The organism is Streptomyces fractus (assembly GCF_049844455.1).
In the GTDB taxonomy this organism is placed as follows: Bacteria; Actinomycetota; Actinomycetes; order Streptomycetales; family Streptomycetaceae; genus Streptomyces; species Streptomyces fractus.
Genome location: NZ_JBMYHI010000002.1, coordinates 3,597,121 through 3,613,061, shown reverse-complemented (window position 1 = coordinate 3,613,061; position 15,941 = coordinate 3,597,121). Strand labels below are relative to the sequence as shown.

General features: G+C 70.7%; 18 protein-coding genes. 10 read left to right on the top strand and 8 right to left on the bottom strand.

What is annotated here, in order from left to right; translation table 11 throughout:
- Window positions 1–80: 80 nt before the first annotated feature.
- Window positions 81–509, bottom strand: coding sequence for an ATP-binding protein (locus tag ACP4E5_RS18070; RefSeq protein ID WP_425829920.1), 429 nt, complete (start codon window positions 507–509; stop codon window positions 81–83).
- A 298-nt stretch (window positions 510–807) separates the two neighbouring features.
- Window positions 808–1,722, bottom strand: coding sequence for a VldE C-terminal domain-containing protein (locus ACP4E5_RS18065; RefSeq protein WP_425829918.1), 915 nt, complete (start codon window positions 1,720–1,722; stop codon window positions 808–810).
- Window positions 1,723–1,784: 62 nt separating this feature from the next.
- Between ACP4E5_RS18065 and dapE the strand changes: the two genes are divergently transcribed.
- Together dapE and ACP4E5_RS18055 are read left to right on the top strand one after the other, a co-directional pair.
- A complete protein-coding gene (dapE, locus tag ACP4E5_RS18060; RefSeq protein WP_425829916.1) occupies window positions 1,785–2,867 on the top strand; it encodes a succinyl-diaminopimelate desuccinylase in 1,083 nt (360 codons plus the stop codon).
- A gap of 117 nt (window positions 2,868–2,984) precedes the next feature.
- Complete coding sequence (locus tag ACP4E5_RS18055; protein WP_425829914.1) at window positions 2,985–3,734, top strand: LOG family protein; 750 nt, start codon at window positions 2,985–2,987, stop codon at window positions 3,732–3,734.
- A gap of 17 nt (window positions 3,735–3,751) precedes the next feature.
- Here the strand turns inward: ACP4E5_RS18055 and folP are convergent, their stop codons facing one another.
- Window positions 3,752–4,612, bottom strand: a complete 861-nt coding sequence (folP, locus tag ACP4E5_RS18050) for a dihydropteroate synthase (protein ID WP_425829912.1) — start codon at window positions 4,610–4,612, stop codon at window positions 3,752–3,754.
- A gap of 129 nt (window positions 4,613–4,741) precedes the next feature.
- Here folP and ACP4E5_RS18045 point away from each other — a divergent pair, with 129 nt between their 5' ends.
- The gene (locus tag ACP4E5_RS18045) at window positions 4,742–5,143 is read left to right on the top strand and encodes a DivIVA domain-containing protein (protein ID WP_425829910.1); all 402 of its coding nucleotides are present in this window, start codon (window positions 4,742–4,744) and stop codon (window positions 5,141–5,143) included.
- Window positions 5,140–5,748 (top strand): DNA-3-methyladenine glycosylase I, encoded by a 609-nt coding sequence (locus ACP4E5_RS18040; protein ID WP_425829908.1) that lies wholly within the window; start codon window positions 5,140–5,142, stop codon window positions 5,746–5,748. Before ACP4E5_RS18045 ends, ACP4E5_RS18040 begins: the two co-directional genes overlap by 4 nt.
- Window positions 5,749–5,765: 17 nt before the next feature.
- Here the strand turns inward: ACP4E5_RS18040 and chcB are convergent, their stop codons facing one another.
- Complete coding sequence (gene chcB, locus ACP4E5_RS18035) at window positions 5,766–6,569, bottom strand: 2-cyclohexenylcarbonyl CoA isomerase (protein ID WP_425829906.1); 804 nt, start codon at window positions 6,567–6,569, stop codon at window positions 5,766–5,768.
- 320 nt (window positions 6,570–6,889) lie between these two features.
- Between chcB and ACP4E5_RS18030 the strand changes: the two genes are divergently transcribed.
- The gene (locus ACP4E5_RS18030; RefSeq protein ID WP_266713770.1) at window positions 6,890–7,057 is read left to right on the top strand and encodes a DUF3117 domain-containing protein; all 168 of its coding nucleotides are present in this window, start codon (window positions 6,890–6,892) and stop codon (window positions 7,055–7,057) included.
- Between the two features lie 165 nt (window positions 7,058–7,222).
- Here ACP4E5_RS18030 and ACP4E5_RS18025 read toward each other — a convergent pair whose 3' ends face one another.
- On the bottom strand, window positions 7,223–7,921 hold the full coding sequence (locus tag ACP4E5_RS18025) for an O-methyltransferase (RefSeq protein ID WP_425841441.1): 699 nt from the start codon (window positions 7,919–7,921) through the stop codon (window positions 7,223–7,225).
- 156 nt (window positions 7,922–8,077) lie between these two features.
- Here ACP4E5_RS18025 and sigE point away from each other — a divergent pair, with 156 nt between their 5' ends.
- The 5 genes from sigE to ACP4E5_RS18000 all read left to right on the top strand — a co-directional run bounded on the left by sigE (window position 8,078) and on the right by ACP4E5_RS18000 (window position 12,763).
- The gene (gene sigE / locus ACP4E5_RS18020; RefSeq protein WP_425829904.1) at window positions 8,078–8,863 is read left to right on the top strand and encodes an RNA polymerase sigma factor SigE; all 786 of its coding nucleotides are present in this window, start codon (window positions 8,078–8,080) and stop codon (window positions 8,861–8,863) included.
- A complete protein-coding gene (locus ACP4E5_RS18015) occupies window positions 8,860–9,852 on the top strand; it encodes an anti-sigma factor family protein (protein WP_425829902.1) in 993 nt (330 codons plus the stop codon). The genes sigE and ACP4E5_RS18015 overlap by 4 nt, the downstream gene beginning before the upstream one ends.
- Window positions 9,853–9,983: 131 nt before the next feature.
- Window positions 9,984–11,261, top strand: a complete 1,278-nt coding sequence (locus tag ACP4E5_RS18010) for a S1C family serine protease (RefSeq protein WP_425829900.1) — start codon at window positions 9,984–9,986, stop codon at window positions 11,259–11,261.
- Between the two features lie 189 nt (window positions 11,262–11,450).
- Entirely contained in the window at window positions 11,451–11,930 is a 480-nt protein-coding gene (locus tag ACP4E5_RS18005; protein WP_425829898.1) for a sec-independent translocase, read from the top strand.
- A 164-nt stretch (window positions 11,931–12,094) separates the two neighbouring features.
- A complete protein-coding gene (locus ACP4E5_RS18000; protein ID WP_425829897.1) occupies window positions 12,095–12,763 on the top strand; it encodes a hypothetical protein in 669 nt (222 codons plus the stop codon).
- 113 nt (window positions 12,764–12,876) lie between these two features.
- On the opposite strand, the gene ACP4E5_RS17995 is transcribed toward ACP4E5_RS18000, so the two are convergent.
- From ACP4E5_RS17995 to ACP4E5_RS17985, 3 genes are read right to left on the bottom strand one after another with little or no spacing between them, the layout of a single operon-like run.
- A complete protein-coding gene (locus ACP4E5_RS17995) occupies window positions 12,877–14,010 on the bottom strand; it encodes an Mrp/NBP35 family ATP-binding protein (RefSeq protein WP_425829895.1) in 1,134 nt (377 codons plus the stop codon).
- Window positions 14,011–14,054: 44 nt separating this feature from the next.
- Window positions 14,055–14,624 carry a DUF1003 domain-containing protein gene (locus ACP4E5_RS17990; RefSeq protein WP_425829893.1) on the bottom strand — a complete coding sequence of 190 codons (570 nt, stop codon included), beginning with the start codon at window positions 14,622–14,624 and terminating at the stop codon, window positions 14,055–14,057.
- Window positions 14,614–15,906 carry a magnesium transporter MgtE N-terminal domain-containing protein gene (locus ACP4E5_RS17985; protein WP_425829891.1) on the bottom strand — a complete coding sequence of 431 codons (1,293 nt, stop codon included), beginning with the start codon at window positions 15,904–15,906 and terminating at the stop codon, window positions 14,614–14,616. Before ACP4E5_RS17985 ends, ACP4E5_RS17990 begins: the two co-directional genes overlap by 11 nt.
- Between the last annotated feature and the right edge of the window lie 35 nt (window positions 15,907–15,941).

Genomic DNA, 15,941 nt, shown 5'->3' with positions numbered 1-15,941 from the left:
GGGCGTCGGCCCGACACGGCACAGGAACGGGGTGCCGGGAGCAGAACGCTCCCGGCACCCCGTTCCGTTGAACCCGGAGATCAGCCGATCGGCAGATCGCCCAGCGCGCCGGTCGGCAGGTTGCCGCCACCCACCGGCAGGCCGCCGTCGGTCGCGGCCCCGGCCGTCTCGCCGAGCACGTCACCCGCGCTGCCTGCCGCCCCGCCCGCGGCCTTCTGCGCGGCGGGCGCGACGGTCTTCGCACCGGAGCCCACGACCTTGCCCGCCGCCGGCACGGCCTTCTGGACGGCCTTGCCGCCGGTGGCACCGGCGAGACCGGTGGCCTTCTGCGCCGCGCCGTCGACGGTGCTGCCCACGTTCGCACCGTCCAGGGCGGTCACACCGCCCAGGTCGGTCGTGGCCGGGAGGTCGACGGCACTCGCGGAGCCGGCCGCACCGACCACGGGCGCCGCTCCTGCCGCTACGAGCAGCGCGGCACGGGCGATCCGGCGGGTCAGGGGGAGGGACATGATGCTCCTTAGACGGGAGAGAACGTTTGATGTCCGGCTGCCGTGCGGCGATCGGACGCCGTGACAACCGCCCCAGGCCCCCGGAAGGTTGCGGGTCGGAAACGTAAAGGGTTCGCAATGCGTCGCATTATCAGTTGTGGGCAGAAACGGGCAAAGTGTACGCATCGCCGACCGCTGCAGAACCCTTACAGCGCCCTGCCCGCAAGGGTCTTGGGGGTGAGGCCCCCTCTCACTCGAAGGTGCCCTGTCGGCGTCCACCCGGCATGATCCGCATTACCCGTTCGAGTGAGGGTCCGGACTACTGCCCAGTGACGATTCGGACCTCGTCGACCGACATCGAGGCCGCCTTGCGCCATTTGTGCCCGGACTCGCCGGCGGTCCACTCGCGGCCCGCGTAGGAGACCCGCTCGATGCGCAGCGCCGAGGAGTTGGCCACCGCCCACTGCGCCAGCTCCCAGCCGCGCTGCCGCTCCCCGCCCTCGGCCGAGTCGACGGTGGCGGGCACGGGGACGCGTACGGAGCCCTTGCCCGGCCCCTTCGCGGGCGCCACGTCCCGCCCGAAGTCGCGGGTGAGCGCGGCCCGCACGCGCGCGGGGTCGCCGGACCGCGCGCCGTCGGCACCGGCCGCCCGGCCGTCGCAGGTGAGCGACGCGGCGGCGCGACCGGTCAGTGAGGCGGCCAGCAAGGTGGCATCCGGCTCGTGCTTCGCGTACGCCTGCGGGTAACCGCTGAGCTGCACGCGCTGCGCGGCGGCGGTCAGCGGGAGCCGCGAGTAGCCGGGGATCTTCGCCAGGTGCGCGTAGAAGCGCTCGGACGCGTACGCCGGATCCATGATCTGTTCCGCGGTGCCCCAGCCCTTCGTGGGGCGCTGCTGGAACAGGCCGAGCGAGTCCCGGTCGCCGTGGCCGATGTTGCGCAGCCCCGACTCCTGAAGCGCCGTCGCCAGGGCGATCGTGATGGCGCGCTCGGGCATGCCGCGCGAGGTGCCGACGGCGGCGATCGTCGCCGCGTTCACCGCCTGCTCGGAGGTGAACTCGTACGTCGCCCCGGCGCCCTCCTGGGTGTTCGCCGAGATGACCGTGCATCTCGGCTTGGAGCGGCCCCCGGTGGCGTACTGCACGGCCACGTACGTGGCCACGGCGAGCAGCACGACGAGGGCCGCGCCGATCCGGAGGAGGCGGCCGCGCCGGACGAGAGTGGGGGGCTCAGGCACGCGTCCAAGGTACTGGAGTCCACTGACAGGCCCCCCGCCCCATGGGTATTAGGCTCGACGGCATGGACCGCACCCCCCTTGACCTCACTCAGGACGCCGCGCGCCTCACCGCGCAGTTGGTCGACTTCGCCTCGCCCAGCGGCAGCGAGAAGGAGCTCGCCGACGCGATCGAGGGGGCCCTGCGGGAGCTGCCGCACCTCACGGTCGACCGGTACGGCAACAACATCGTGGCCCGCACGGACCTGGGGCACGACGAGCGGATCATCCTCGCGGGACACATCGACACGGTCCCGATCGCCGACAACGTGCCCTCGCGGCTCGACGAGAACGGCGTCCTGTGGGGCTGCGGCACCAGCGACATGAAGGCGGGCGTCGCGGTCCAGCTGCGGATCGCGCAGACGGTCCGAGAGCCCAACCGCGACCTCACGTTCGTCTTCTACGACAACGAAGAGGTCGCCGCACACCTCAACGGGCTCGGGCATGTGGCCGACGCCCACCCCGACTGGCTGGAGGGCGATTTCGCGATCCTCCTGGAGGGGACGAACGGCGATGTCGAGGGCGGCTGCCAGGGCACCCTGCGCGTCATCCTGAAGACCAAGGGCGAGCGTGCCCACTCCGCGCGCGCGTGGATGGGCAGCAACGCGATCCACGCCGCGTCCCCCATCCTGGAGCGCCTCGCCGCCTACGAGCCGCGCAAGCCGGTCGTCGACGGCCTGGAGTTCCACGAGGGCCTCAACGCGGTCCGCATCGAGGGCGGCGTCGCCACCAACGTCATCCCGGACGAGTGCGCGGTCACGGTCAACTTCCGTTACGCGCCCGACCGGTCGATGGAGGAGGCCGAGCGGTTCGTCCGCGACTTCTTCGCCGGCTGCCCCATCGAGGAGTTCGTCGTCGACGACCACACGGGCGGCGCACGGCCCGGACTCAACCACCCCGCTGCCGCCGCCTTCGTGGCCGCCGTGGGCGGCGAGGTGCGCCCCAAGTTCGGCTGGACGGACGTCTCCCGGTTCAGCGCGCTCGGCGTGCCCGCGGTCAATTACGGCCCCGGCAACCCGATCTTCGCGCACAAGATCGACGAGCGGGTCGACACCTCGCTCATCCTGGAGGGCGAGAAGCGCCTGGCCGCCTGGCTCACGGCCTCCTGACCCCCGGCTTCCTGATACTCGGCTTCCCGATACGCCGAGGTCCCGCGCCTGTAACCCGCGTAGACCTACCCTTGCTCTACGTAAGTGCGTGATACCTGCGCAGGAAGGGAGCAGACGATGAGCAACCCGGAGGGCAAGCGACGTCCTGTGGAGCAGCGGACGGGGCCGGTGGTCCGGCGCCGCGACCAGATGCAGCCAGGGACGAGCGACCAGCGTCTGCTCGACACCGAGGGCCCCTCGGGGTGGGTGCACACCGACCCGTGGCGGGTCCTGCGCATCCAGTCGGAGTTCATCGAGGGCTTCGGCACGCTCGCCGAACTGCCGCCCGCGATCAGCGTGTTCGGCTCGGCGCGCACCCCGGAGGACTCCCCGGAGTACGCGGCGGGCGTCGCGATCGGCAAGGCGCTGGTGGAGGCCGGGTTCGCGGTGATCACTGGTGGCGGCCCCGGCGCCATGCAGGCGGCCAACCAGGGCGCCGTGGAGGCCAAGGGCACCTCGGTCGGCCTCGGCATCGAGCTGCCCTTCGAGCAGGGCCTCAACCCGTACGTCGACCTGGGCCTGAACTTCCGCTACTTCTTCGTACGGAAGACGATGTTCGTGAAGTACGCCCAGGGGTTCGTGGTGCTGCCCGGCGGCCTCGGCACCCTGGACGAGCTGTTCGAGGCGCTCACCCTCGTGCAGACCACGAAGGTGACGCGCTTCCCGATCGTCCTCTTCGGCTCGCAGTATTGGAGCGGCCTGGTCGACTGGCTGAAGAACACGGTGATCGCCCAGGGCAAGGCATCGGAGGCCGACCTGATGCTGTTCCACATCACGGACGACGTGGAGGAGGCGATCACGCTGGTCACCAAGGAGACCGGTAAGTAGGCCCCTGAAGACGGCTGTTACGCGAGTCCCCGGCGGGCGACCGCCGGGGGCCGGTGTCCCGCGATGGACGCCACCATGTCCAACACCTGCCGCGTCTCGGCGACTTCGTGCACGCGGTAGACCTGCGCCCCGAGCCACGCCGACACCGCCGTGGTCGCGAGCGTCCCGATGACCCGCTCCTTGACCGGCTTGTCGAGGGTCTCGCCGACGAAGTCCTTGTTGGACAGCGAGACGAGCACCGGCCACCCGGTGTCGACCATCTCCGGGAGCCGCCGCGTCGCCTCCAGGGAGTGCCGCGTGTTCTTCCCGAAGTCGTGCCCGGGGTCGATCAGCACCGACTCGCGCGGCACCCCGAGGGCGACGGCCCGCTCCGCGTAGCCGACCGTCACGTCCAGGATGTCCGCCATCACGTCCTCGTACGTCACCCGGTGCGGGCGCGTGCGGGGCTCGGCGCCACCCGCATGCGTGCACACGAGGCCCACCTGGTGGCGCGCAGCGACCTCCGCGAGCTTCGGGTCGACACCGCCCCACGCGTCGTTGAGGAGATCCGCGCCCACCTCGCACACGGCGTCGCCGACCTCGTGCCGCCAGGTGTCGACGCTGATGATCACGTCGGGGAAGCGGCGCCGCACCTCGGCGACGAAGCCGACGGTCCGCCGCGCCTCCTCCTCGGCGGTGACCTCCTCGCCGGGACCGGCCTTCACGCCGCCGATGTCCACGATCATGGCGCCCTCGGACACCGCCTGCTCGACGCGGGCGAGCGCGGGCTCGTCCCGGAACGTGGCGCCCTGGTCGTAGAAGGAGTCCGGGGTCCGGTTCACGATTGCCATGATCACCGGCTCGTGCTCACCGAATTCGTGCTGGCCCAGCCTGAGCATCCCCTGTGACTCCCCTTCTCGTTCCTGGTTGAACGTCGTCTGCGACCTTAACTGTCAGTGCGGCATGGCACGATCGAGGCCTGACGGTTGAGGGCCGCCCGGCCCGGTCGAACGCAGGGGACGGCAGACATGGTCATGTTCTTGTTTCTGGTCGCCGCGCTGGTCGTGGTGATCGCGGCGGTGACGTTCGCGGTCATCGGCGGCGGCGACAGCGGCGCGCTGCGCGACGAGCCGTCCCAGTTCTACGCGGACCCGCTGCCACCCGACCGCCCGCTGGCCCCGGCCGACGTGGAGGCGCTCCGGCTGCCCACGGCGGTGCGCGGCTACCGCATGGCGGAGGTGGACGACGCGCTGAACCGCCTCGGGGCCGAACTCGCCGAGCGGGACGCGCGGATCTCGGAACTGGAGGCCGCCCTCACCTCGGCCCACACCCGGTCCGGCCCGCAGCCGCCCGAGCCGGGACCGGACACGGGATACGCGCCACCTGGTGAGTACGGATTCGGATACGGGACGGGGGAGGGATTCCGGTGAGTGAACCGACAGAGGGCGTCGGGGGCGCCGTCCCCGGGCCCGACGGAAAGCCGCGCTGCCCCTGGGGCCTTTCGACCGAGGACTACATCGCGTACCACGACGAGGAGTGGGGCCGCCCGGTCCACGGCGACGACGCGCTGTTCGAGCGCCTCTCCCTGGAGGCGTTCCAGTCGGGCCTGTCCTGGATCACGATCCTCAGGCGCCGAGAGGGCTTCCGCGCCGCGTTCTCCGGCTTCAAGATCGCCGACGTGGCGGCCTTCACGGACGCCGACCGCGAGCGCCTGCTCGCCGACGCCGGCATCATCCGCAACCGGGCCAAGATCGACGCCACGCTGGCCAACGCGCGCGTGCTCGTGGACTGGGCGCCCGGCGACCTGGACAAGCTGATCTGGTCGTACGCGCCGGACGCCGGCACGCGCCCGGCCCCGAAGGCACTCGGCGACGTGGCGGCGATCACCGACGAGTCGAAGGCCCTCTCCAAGGAGCTGAAGAAGCGAGGCCTGCGCTTCGTCGGCCCGACGACGGCCTACGCGCTGATGCAGGCCTGCGGGCTGGTCAACGACCACCTGGCGGACTGCGTGTTCCGCGCGCGTACGAAGGTGTGAGTCCGGTGTGAACCGGCTCAGCGGCCGAGGTACTTCGGCCGCTCCTTCGCGAGGAAGGCCTGCACCGCGATGGTGTGGTCCTCGGAGGCACCGGCCCGCGCCTGCAGCTCGTCCTCCTTGTCGAGGGCCTCGTCGAGGGAGTGGTCCCCGGCGAAGGCGAGGGACTCCTTCAGGGCCGCGTAGGCGACGGTCGGGCCCTCGGCGAGCGTGCGCGCCACCTTCCTGGCCTCTTCGGCGAGCTCGGCGGCGGGCACGAGCCGGTTCGCGATCCCCAGCTCGTATGCCTCCTGCGCCTTCAGGGAGCGCGGGAAGAGCAGCAGGTCGGCCGCGCGGCCGGGGCCGATCAGGCGCGGCAGCGTCCAGGAGACCCCGGAGTCGGCGGTGAGCGCCACGCCCGCGAACGAGGTGTTGAACGACGCGCTGTCCGCCACGATCCGGTAGTCGGCACAGAGCGCGAAACCGAATCCCGCGCCGGCCGCCACGCCGTTCACCGCGGCCACCACGGGCTTCGGCATCTGGGTCAGGGCCCGCACGATCGGGTTGTAGTGCTCGCGCACCGTGTTCATGGTGCGGCCCTCGCCGGACTCCCGGTCCGCCAGCAGCGAGCCGACGTGCTCCTTGAGGTCCTGGCCCACGCAAAACGCCCGGTCGCCGGCCGCTGTCAGCAGCACCGCCCGCACCGCCTCGTCGGCGGCGGCCGCCTGCACCGCGTCGCGGAAGGCGACCTTGGCCTCGGTGTTCATCGCGTTCATCGCCTCGGGGCGGTTCAGCGTGATCGTCGCGAGCCCGTCGCTCACCTCGTAGAGCACGGTGTCGGCCATGGGACTCCTCCTATGCGGTCGCTCAGTCGTCCGTGCTCAGCATGACGTAGATCACGACCCATGGAACGCCCTCGGCATGTGACCTGCGTCTAACAAATTCGCGTCGGTAGAACGCCGAAGATGGCGCAGTATCGCAGTCGGATCCCCGAATTGAGTGGTTTTGGTCAAGGGCGTTGCGCAAGCGATGCCGACCGATGTTGGTCATCGGGTCCCGCGATGCGGGATAATGGCCTGGAAGCAATGTGTTCGATGCCGGTGACGTGTGCCCATCCATAGGGCCGTCGGCTGACGATGAGCTGGTTTCAGGAAGGGGAACGAGCATGGCGGCCATGAAGCCGCGGACGGGTGACGGCCCGCTCGAGGTGACCAAGGAGGGGCGGGGCATCGTCATGCGCGTTCCGCTCGAAGGCGGCGGTCGGCTCGTGGTCGAGCTGACGCCGGACGAGGCGAGCGCCCTCGGTGACGAACTGAAGAAGGTAGTGGGCTGACACCTTCTGCGCCCGCGTCCGCTCTCCGCCGAGGCGGGGTCGGACCGGTCGTCGGCTGACGCGCGAGCGACCATACCTTTTCGACTGCCCCGGCACACATTTGATGCCGGGGCAGTCGTATGTGTAGAGGGAGATGGCGGGCGGGGCCCCACCGGGCCGCCCGCCTCAGCGCTTGACGGCGCAGAGCAGCCCGTCGCCGACCGGCAGCACCGACGCCACCAGCTCGGGGCTCTCCCGCACGGCCCGCAGCAACTCGCGCTGGCGCACCACTTCCACCGGCTGCGGCCCCGAGTCGACGGTCCGCCCCTCGGCGAAGACTCCCTGGAAGACGACCAGGCCACCGGGCCGGAGCAGGCGCAACGATTCAGCGAAGTAATCGAGGCACTCCAGCCGGTCGCCATCGCAGAAGACCAGGTCGTACCCGCTGTCGGCGAGCCTCGGCAGCACCTCCAGGGCGCGGCCGGGGATGAACCGGGCCCGGTTGCTGGCGAAGCCGGCCGCACGGAACGCCTGGCGCGCGAACTGCTGACGCTCCGGCTCGGGGTCGACCGTGGTGAGGACGCCGTCGGGTCGCATCCCGTGCAGCAAATGGACCCCGGACACGCCCGTGCCCGTACCGATCTCGGCGACGGCTTTGGCCCCTACCGTGGCAGCGAGCATCCCGAGCGCCGCGCCCGCGCCGGGGGACACCGGGTACACCCCTGCCTCGCGGGCCCGGTCACGGGCCCAGCGAGTCGCGTCGTCCTCGGCGACAAAGGCGTCGGCGAACGCCCAACTCGTCTGCCGGTTGCCGGTAATGGCCCTCTCCCGTCCCCGTGGATGCCTGCGCGTGACTTTATCCGTTGGTGGCGGGAACTCGCAGATGGGACCGCGCGTTTGAACAGGCAGGGGGAAAGAGCAGGCTGGACAAGGGGAACAGCGGGGGAGAGCGCGATGGCGGCAGCCGTGCGGGCGGCGGTCGAGAAGCGACCGGCAAATCTGAGTAAAAACACTTATCCGGAGCTAACGGACGGAGTGGTTATGGTAGGTGCTCCACTGGACACCACCAGAGCCGATAGGGGAGGTGCGGCTGCGCCTGTGGATCGGGGAGGAGTGCTTCGGCGTCTTCTCAGGTCGTCGGGTGAGCCGAAATCCGTGACCAACACCGCTGACCGAATCCGCACCGTTGACTCCGCGCAGACCGCGACCTTTGCCGCCGATGCGGAATCGCAGGCGTGGACTCCCCCCTCGTGGGAGGAGATCGTCAGCACGCACAGTGGCCGCGTCTACCGTCTCGCCTACCGCCTGACGGGGAACCAGCACGACGCGGAGGACCTCACGCAAGAGGTCTTCGTCCGCGTCTTCCGTTCGCTGTCGACGTACACGCCCGGCACCTTCGAGGGCTGGCTCCACCGCATCACCACGAACCTGTTCCTCGACATGGTCCGTCGCAAGCAGCGCATCCGCTTCGACGCACTGGGTGACGACGCCGCCGAGCGGCTGCCCAGCAGAGAGCCGTCGCCGCAGCAGGTGTTCAACGACGCGCACTTCGACGCCGACGTCCAGCAGGCGCTGGACACCCTCGCGCCCGAGTTCCGCGCCGCCGTCGTCCTGTGCGACATCGAGGGCCTCTCCTACGAGGAGATCGCCGCGACCCTCGGCGTGAAGCTGGGCACGGTCCGCAGCCGTATCCACCGCGGCCGCTCGCAGCTGCGCAAGGCGCTGCAGCACCGCTCGCCCGAGGCCCGCAAGGAGCGCCGCACGCTCGCGACAGCCGGTGGGACGGGCGCCTTCCCCATCCTTGGAGGAGGGGGCGCGCCCGCGTGAGTGGATCACGTCTCAATCCTGCCGAACGCCAACAGACCGCGGCCGACGAACACCTGGGGGACAGGCTGGCTGCCCTGGTCGACGGCGAGTTGGACCACGACGCCCGCGAGCGCGTCCTCGCGCACCTGGCCACGTGCGCCAGGTGCAAGGCCGAGGCCGACGCCCAGCGCCGCCTCAAGAGCGTCTTCGCTCAGGCGGCCCCGCCGCCGCCCTCCGAGAGCTTTCTCGCCCGCCTCCAGGGGCTGCCCGCGGGAGGTGACGCCGACGATGGCACACCACCGTTCGGGGGAGGCGGATTCGGCAGTGGCCGACCCCTCGGCGGGGTCCGGGGCTTCGGCCAGGGAGTCTTCGACGTAGACCCGGAGCCCTTCGGCTACGCGCCCTCCGGGGCGCACGCCGCCGTCCTCCCCAGTGACCAGCGCGGTTTCCGCATCCACGAGGTGTCCCGTCCCGACCGGCACGAGAGCGACCGTGGCTCGCGTTCCCGCCGCTTCGCGTTCGCCGCGGCCGGTGCGGTGTCGCTGGCCGCGATCGCGCTCGGCGGGGTCACGACCGCGGCCCCGATCGACAGCGCCGACGCGCGCGGTGGCGGCTCCGGCAGCAATGTCACGCCGATGCGCAGTCAGTCGGCCGGCGCCGCCGCGGCGTCGGACACGCAGCGCCGCAGGTCGAACTCCTCGCTGCTCGGCCAGCGCGGGGGTGCCCTCGCGGCGCCCGTCTCGCCGACCGAGGCGGGTGCGCCGCTGCTGCCCGGCGGGGGCCACGCGGAGAGCGCGGACTATCCGTTCTCGACGCCGCTGCTGGCCGGTGCGGCCCGCATGTCGCCTCTCATACGCCCCGCCGCCCCAGCGGTCTCGGTCGCGGCGCGGCCCGCCGCCCCGTCCTCGGCCTCGTCCGACGTCTCCTCCTTCGGGTCGACGGAGCCCGGCATCGCCGCCGCCTCGGCGTCGTCGCCGACCGCGTCGTCCCGTCCTTCGTCGCTGCGCTGACACCCTCTGCGCCCGCGCCGTCGAACCTGGTTGAATCCAGGTGAGGCGGTGCGTCGGGTGCTGATCCGGGTCGCGCGCGTGGGAGCCGGCGGCGTCGTGCCGTGGGCCGGGCTTGGGGAGAGCGGCGGGACATGGACGAGGTCAAGCACTTCTCCTCCGGTGGTGAGGCGGGGGACGTAGGCCCGGCCGAGGGCTCCGCCCCGGACCCTGCTGCTCAATCGCCGCAGGGGCTTGATTTCGCCTGCTCGCCGCAGAGTCTCGGTGAAGAGGGCCCGAGTGACCCTTCGGCTTCCCGGCGTCGGCGGAGGCGTCGGCTCGTGGTCGGGGCCGTGGCCATCGCCCTGGTCGCAGGAGGCATCGGTGGGGCGATCGGGTCGTACATGGAGCGGACCGGCATCGGGGCGCGCATCCAACTGCCGCAGGCCGACGCCGAGTCCAAGCACCGGGACCCCGACAGCGTGGCCGGTATCGCGGCGCGCACCCTGCCGGGCGTCGTCACCATCCACACCTCGGGATCCTCGGAGGAGGGCACCGGCACCGGCTTCGTACTCGACGGCCAGGGGCACATCCTCACGAACAACCACGTCGTGTCGTCGGGCGACTCCCACGGTGAGATATCGGTCACGTTCTCCAGTGGTGAGAGCGCCCGGGCCGAGCTGGTCGGGCACGACAGTGGCTACGACCTCGCCGTGATCAAGGTGTCCGGGGTGGGCGGGCTCAAGGCGCTGCCGCTCGGCAACTCCAAGAACGTGCAGGTGGGCGACCCCGTCGTGGCCGTCGGAGCCCCCTTCGACCTGGCGAACACGGTCACCTCCGGCATCATCAGCGCCAAGGGCCGCCCCATCACGGCGGGCGGCGAGAAGGGCGACGGGAGCGACGTCAGCTACGTGGACGCGTTGCAGACCGACGCACCCATCAACCCCGGCAACTCCGGTGGCCCGCTGGTCGACTCGAAGGCCCGCGTCATCGGCATCAACAGCGCGATCCGGTCGGCCGACACCGGCGGTTCGGAGCTGCCCGAGGGGCAGTCGGGCTCCATCGGCCTCGGCTTCGCGATCCCCGTCAACCAGGCGAAACGCGTGGCGGAGGAGCTGATCAACTCCGGGCGGGCGACGCATCCGGTGATCGGGGTCACCCTCGACATGGACTTCAAGGGCGACGGTGCCCGCGTCGGCACCAAGGGCAACAGCGGCGGCTCAGCCGTCAGTCCGGGCGGCCCGGGCGCCAGGGCGGGGATCGAGCAGGGCGATGTGATCACCGAGGTGGACGGCGTCCGCGTGCACTCCGGCGAGGAGCTGATCGTCAAGATCCGCACCCACCGACCCAAGGACAAACTGGTCCTCACGGTCGAACGGGGAGGAAAGGAGCGGGAGATGTCGCTCGTTCTCGGTTCCGCCGACGGGGGCTGACCGATTCCTGACCCGCTCCTGACCGACTCCTGACCGGTCCTGGTTCGGGATGCGCGATCCTGGAGGTACCCCGGTGGCTACCGAATGGACAGGTGGGCCGGGTACCGTGGACCGGGTCCGCTGCCGGACCCTGCCAAAGACCTGCTGCTGTTGATCGACCGCGGGCCGAGGACACGCTAGGAGCGCAAGGTGTTCAACGATATTGGCCCGCTGGAGGTCGTGACGATCGTCGTGCTGGCCGTTCTCGTGTTCGGCCCCGACAAGCTTCCCAAGGTCATTCAGGACGTTTCCCGCACCATTCGCAAGATCCGGGAATTCTCGGACAGTGCGAAGCAGGACATTCGCGACGAACTGGGCCCGGAGTTCAAGGACTTCGAGTTCGAGGACCTGAACCCCAAGACATTCATCCGCAAGCAGTTGGACAGTGACGAGCTGGGGCTCAAGGAGATTCGCAACGGCTTCGACCTGAAGAAGGAGATGGCCGAGGTCTCCGACGCGGTGCACACCGTCGGTGAGCTGGAGGACTCCGGCTCGTCGAGCCGCTCGGGCGGCGGTGGCCGCGTCGACATGCAGAAGCGGCCCGAGGCGGTCGACATGCAGAAGCGTCCCGAGAAGTCCGAGAAGCCGGCCGCCATCGAGCCGCCGCCCTTCGACGCGGACGCGACCTGAACCATCCCGAACCACCCCGAACACGGCTGAACCACGCCTGACGAATCGTGGCCCCGCGCAACCGGTGTGGCATCCTGCCTTGTTGTTGCTCGGACTCGACGTGAGAACGCCCGAGGGGGGTGGGCCGCGCCGGTCCGTAACTGAGCGAGGAGGCGGCCGGGTACATGGAGACGACGAGTCGGGTAGGCGCGCAGGCGCCGGCCGAGGGGGCCGGCGAGGCTCTCACGGCCCGGCGCACGGTCGACGGCTACCTGCTGGCGCCCTTCCCGTGGTACGGCCTCGACGAGGCCTTCACGGGACCGCGCTGGCTGATGCAGGTCGGCACCACGGCGGACGGGTCCGTCGAGCACGGTTCGATCGGGCACGGTGACGAGCCCTCCGTACGCAGCGAGCTCACCGAAGACACCGAGCGGTTCGCGGTCGTGGTGACCGTCGCCGCGAATCCGGTACGGCGCACCGCCGACGGCACCGGCGTCCTGGAGGCCACGTCCGTCTCCTCGGCGGCCTGGCTCGCCGGCGTCGGACTGCTCTCGTACACCTGGCCGGTGCAGATGGACCACACGCTGCGCGACGACTGGCTGGAGCAGCAGACCGAGACGGCATGGGTGCTCGCCGACGACCTCGCGTCCGAGGACTGGGCGACGCTGACGCTGCCGGTGGACGGGGTGCCGACCCCGTTCCACTACCGGGAGTCCGAGTACGGCTGGGTGCTCGCCGGCTCCACGCAGGCCGGGGTGCACCTGGGCGCGTACGGGCGCGGTATGAGTGCGTACGGGCTCGGGTTCTCCGTCGTGAAGGACGTCGCGGCGCTGGAGCCGGAACCGGAAGCATGACGTAGAACGGCGGGCCGCCCGGAATGGGCGGCCCGCCGTTCTCTCACAGCTCGCGAGTTCTCACGGCTCGCGTTCTCTCACGGCTCGTCAGGATCAGAGCCAGAAACCAGAGCTCAGAACTTGTTGCGCGGCGTGATCCCCAGCGACATCCCCGACAGGCCGCGCTGGCGCCCGCTGAGCTTGTCCGCGATGCCGCGCAGCGCCGAGCCCGCGGGGGAGTCCGGGTCGGTGAGCACGACCGGCTTGCCCTCGTCGCCGCCCTCGCGCAGGCGTACGTCGATGGGGATGGACCCGAGGACGGGAACGTCCGTACCCGTGGTCCTGGTCAGCCCCTCGGCGACCAGCTTCCCGCCGCCCGTGCCGAACACGTCGACCATCTCGCCGCAGTGCGGGCAGGGCAGCCCGGACATGTTCTCGACGACGCCGACGATCTTCTGGTGGGTCTGCACGGCGATCGAGCCGGCCCGCTCGGCGACCTCGGCGGCGGCCTGCTGCGGCGTGGTGACGACCAGGATCTCGGCGTTCGGGACCAACTGGGCGATCGAGATGGCGATGTCGCCGGTGCCCGGCGGCAGGTCGAGCAGGAGCACGTCCAGGTCGCCCCAGAACACGTCCGCGAGGAACTGCTGGAGCGCGCGGTGCAGCATCGGCCCGCGCCACACGACCGGCGCGTTGCCCGGCGTGAACATGCCGATCGAGATGACCTTCACGCCGTTCGCCGACGGCGGCATGATCATGTCCTCGACCTGGGTGGGCTTGCCGTCGGCGCCCAGCATGCGCGGGACGCTGTGCCCGTAGATGTCCGCGTCGACGACTCCGACCTTCAGGCCGTCGGCGGCGAGCGCGGCCGCCAGGTTCACGGTCACCGAGGACTTGCCGACGCCGCCCTTGCCGGAGGCCACCGCGTACACGCGGGTCAGCGAGCCCGGCTTGGCGAACGGGACCTCGCGCTCGGCGGTGCCGCCGCGCAGCGCGGTCGCCAGCTCCTTGCGCTGCTCGTCGCTCATCACGTCGAGGGTGACCTGCACATCGGTCACGCCGTCGACGCGCGCGACCGCGTCCCGCACGTTGTTCTCGATCGTCGAGCGCATCGGGCAGCCAGAGACGGTCAGATACACGGTGACCGCGACGACTCCGTCCGCACCGATGTCCACCGATTTGACCATCCCCAACTCGGTGATGGGCCGGTTGATCTCGGGGTCGTTCACTGTCGCGAGTGCCTCGCGCACCGCGTCTTCCGTAGCCATGCACCCGAGTCTACGGCGGGGTAACCCACCCCCGGAAAGCCCCGTCAGCGGTCGTCTACGTCACGTCCCCGCTCGCGCTCCCCGGGGAATACACCGGATCCCGGAGCGGACCGCCGCTGCTCCTCCAGTTCCTTGATGAGGTCCTGCAGCTCGGAGCGGATCCAGTCGCGCGTCGCGACCTCGCCGAGCCCGATCCGCAGGGCCGCCATCTCGCGGCTCAGATACTCGGTGTCGGCGATGGAGCGCTCGTTCTGCTTGCGGTCCTGTTCGAGATTGACCCGGTCGCGGTCGTCCTGCCGGTTCTGCGCGAGCAGGATCAGCGGGGCGGCGTACGAGGCCTGAAGCGACAGCATCAGCGTCAGGAAGATGAACGGGTACTCGTCGAAGCGCAGATCGGGGGGCGCGACGATGTTCCACACCACCCACACGATGATGATCACCGTCATCCAGACGATGAACCGGCCCGTCCCCAAGAAGCGTGCAATCCGCTCCGAGAGCCTGCCGAAGGCCTCGGGGTCGTAATCGGGGATCAGCTTCCGCTTCGGCGCGCGCGGCTGGTCGAGCCGGATGCGCGGCCTGCGCGGTGCGTCGCGCTCGCGTTCCTCAGTTGGCACGGTTCACCTCCCCGACCTGCCCGGAGAGGTGGAACTCCTGCTCGCGCCAGTCCTCGGGCAGCATGTGGTCCAGTACGTCGTCCACGGTCACGGCGCCGAGCAGCGAGCCGCCGTCGTCGACGACGGGCGCGGCCACCATGTCGTACGTCGCGAAGAACGCGGCGATCTCCGGCAGTCCGGCCTCCGGGGTCAGGGCCTGCAGATCCTCGTCGAGGATCGAGCTGACCATCGTGTACGGCGGGTCGCGGAGCAGCCGCTGGAAGTGGATCGTGCCCAGGTACTTGCCGGTCGGCGTCTCGTCCGGCGGCCGGCACACGTACACCTGCGCCGCGAGCGCGGGGGACAGGTCGGGGTTGCGGATGCGGGCGAGGGCGTCCGCGACCGTCGAGTCGGGGCGCAGCACGATCGGCTCGGTCGTCATCAGGCCGCCCGCGGTCCGGTCCTCGTACGCCATCAGGCGCCGTACGTCCGCCGCCTCGCTGGGCTTCATCAGGTCGAGGAGGCGTTCCTTGTCGTCCTCGGGGAGTTCGCCGAGGAGGTCGGCCGCGTCGTCCGGGTCCATCTCCTCCAGGACGTCGGCGGCGCGCTCCTCCTTCAGCTTGCCGAGCACCTCGATCTGGTCGTCCTCGGGAAGCTCCTCCAGGACGTCGGCCAGGCGTTCGTTGCTGAGCGCCGCGGCGACCTCCGCGCGGCGCTTGGGGGAGAGGTGGTGCAGCACGTTGGCGAGGTCGGCGGGGCGCAGTTGCTCGAACGTGGCGAGGAGGCTCTCGGCGCCCTGCCCGTGCTCCTCCAGGTTGAAGCCGTCGACGCCCGACCAGTCGACGGTGATCGCCTCGCCCTTGGCGCGCCGGAACGCGCCGCGCTTCGGGGAGTTCTTCCGTACGAAGACCCGGTCGATCTCCCAGTCGCGGCGCGCGGGCAGCTGCTGGATGGCGACGTCGAGGACGGTGACCTCCTCACCGGTCTCCACGAGCCGGACGCGCCGGTCGAGCATCTCGCCGAGGACCAGGCGTTCGGTGGGCCGCTGTTCGAAGCGCCGGACGTTGAGCACGCCCGTGGTGATGACCTGGCCCGACTCGATCCCGGTGACACGGGTCATCGGCAGGAAGATGCGCCGCCGGGTCGACAGCTCGACGACGAGCCCGAGCAGCCTTGGCGGTCTGCGGCTCGCGCGCAACATCGCCACCAGGTCGCGCACACGGCCCACCTGATCGCCGTTCGGATCGAAGACGGCGATGCCGGAGAGGTGCGACACGAAGATCCGGGGAGCGCCTCCAGCCATACCTTCGCGCGCCTCCTTCCGTGTTTCATTCGCTT

Bases quoted from the DNA above. Each gene is read 5' to 3' on its own strand.
- ACP4E5_RS18070 (WP_425829920.1), bottom strand. From the start codon at position 509: ATGTCCCTCCCCCTGACCCGCCGGATCGCCCGTGCCGCGCTGCTCGTA.
- dapE (WP_425829916.1), top strand. From the start codon at position 1,785: ATGGACCGCACCCCCCTTGACCTCACTCAGGACGCCGCGCGCCTCACC.
- ACP4E5_RS18055 (WP_425829914.1), top strand. From the start codon at position 2,985: ATGAGCAACCCGGAGGGCAAGCGACGTCCTGTGGAGCAGCGGACGGGG.
- folP (WP_425829912.1), bottom strand. From the start codon at position 4,612: ATGCTCAGGCTGGGCCAGCACGAATTCGGTGAGCACGAGCCGGTGATC.
- ACP4E5_RS18045 (WP_425829910.1), top strand. From the start codon at position 4,742: ATGGTCATGTTCTTGTTTCTGGTCGCCGCGCTGGTCGTGGTGATCGCG.
- chcB (WP_425829906.1), bottom strand. From the start codon at position 6,569: ATGGCCGACACCGTGCTCTACGAGGTGAGCGACGGGCTCGCGACGATC.
- ACP4E5_RS18030 (WP_266713770.1), top strand. From the start codon at position 6,890: ATGGCGGCCATGAAGCCGCGGACGGGTGACGGCCCGCTCGAGGTGACC.
- sigE (WP_425829904.1), top strand. From the start codon at position 8,078: ATGGTAGGTGCTCCACTGGACACCACCAGAGCCGATAGGGGAGGTGCG.
- ACP4E5_RS18010 (WP_425829900.1), top strand. From the start codon at position 9,984: ATGGACGAGGTCAAGCACTTCTCCTCCGGTGGTGAGGCGGGGGACGTA.
- ACP4E5_RS18000 (WP_425829897.1), top strand. From the start codon at position 12,095: ATGGAGACGACGAGTCGGGTAGGCGCGCAGGCGCCGGCCGAGGGGGCC.
- ACP4E5_RS17995 (WP_425829895.1), bottom strand. From the start codon at position 14,010: ATGGCTACGGAAGACGCGGTGCGCGAGGCACTCGCGACAGTGAACGAC.
- ACP4E5_RS17985 (WP_425829891.1), bottom strand. From the start codon at position 15,906: ATGGCTGGAGGCGCTCCCCGGATCTTCGTGTCGCACCTCTCCGGCATC.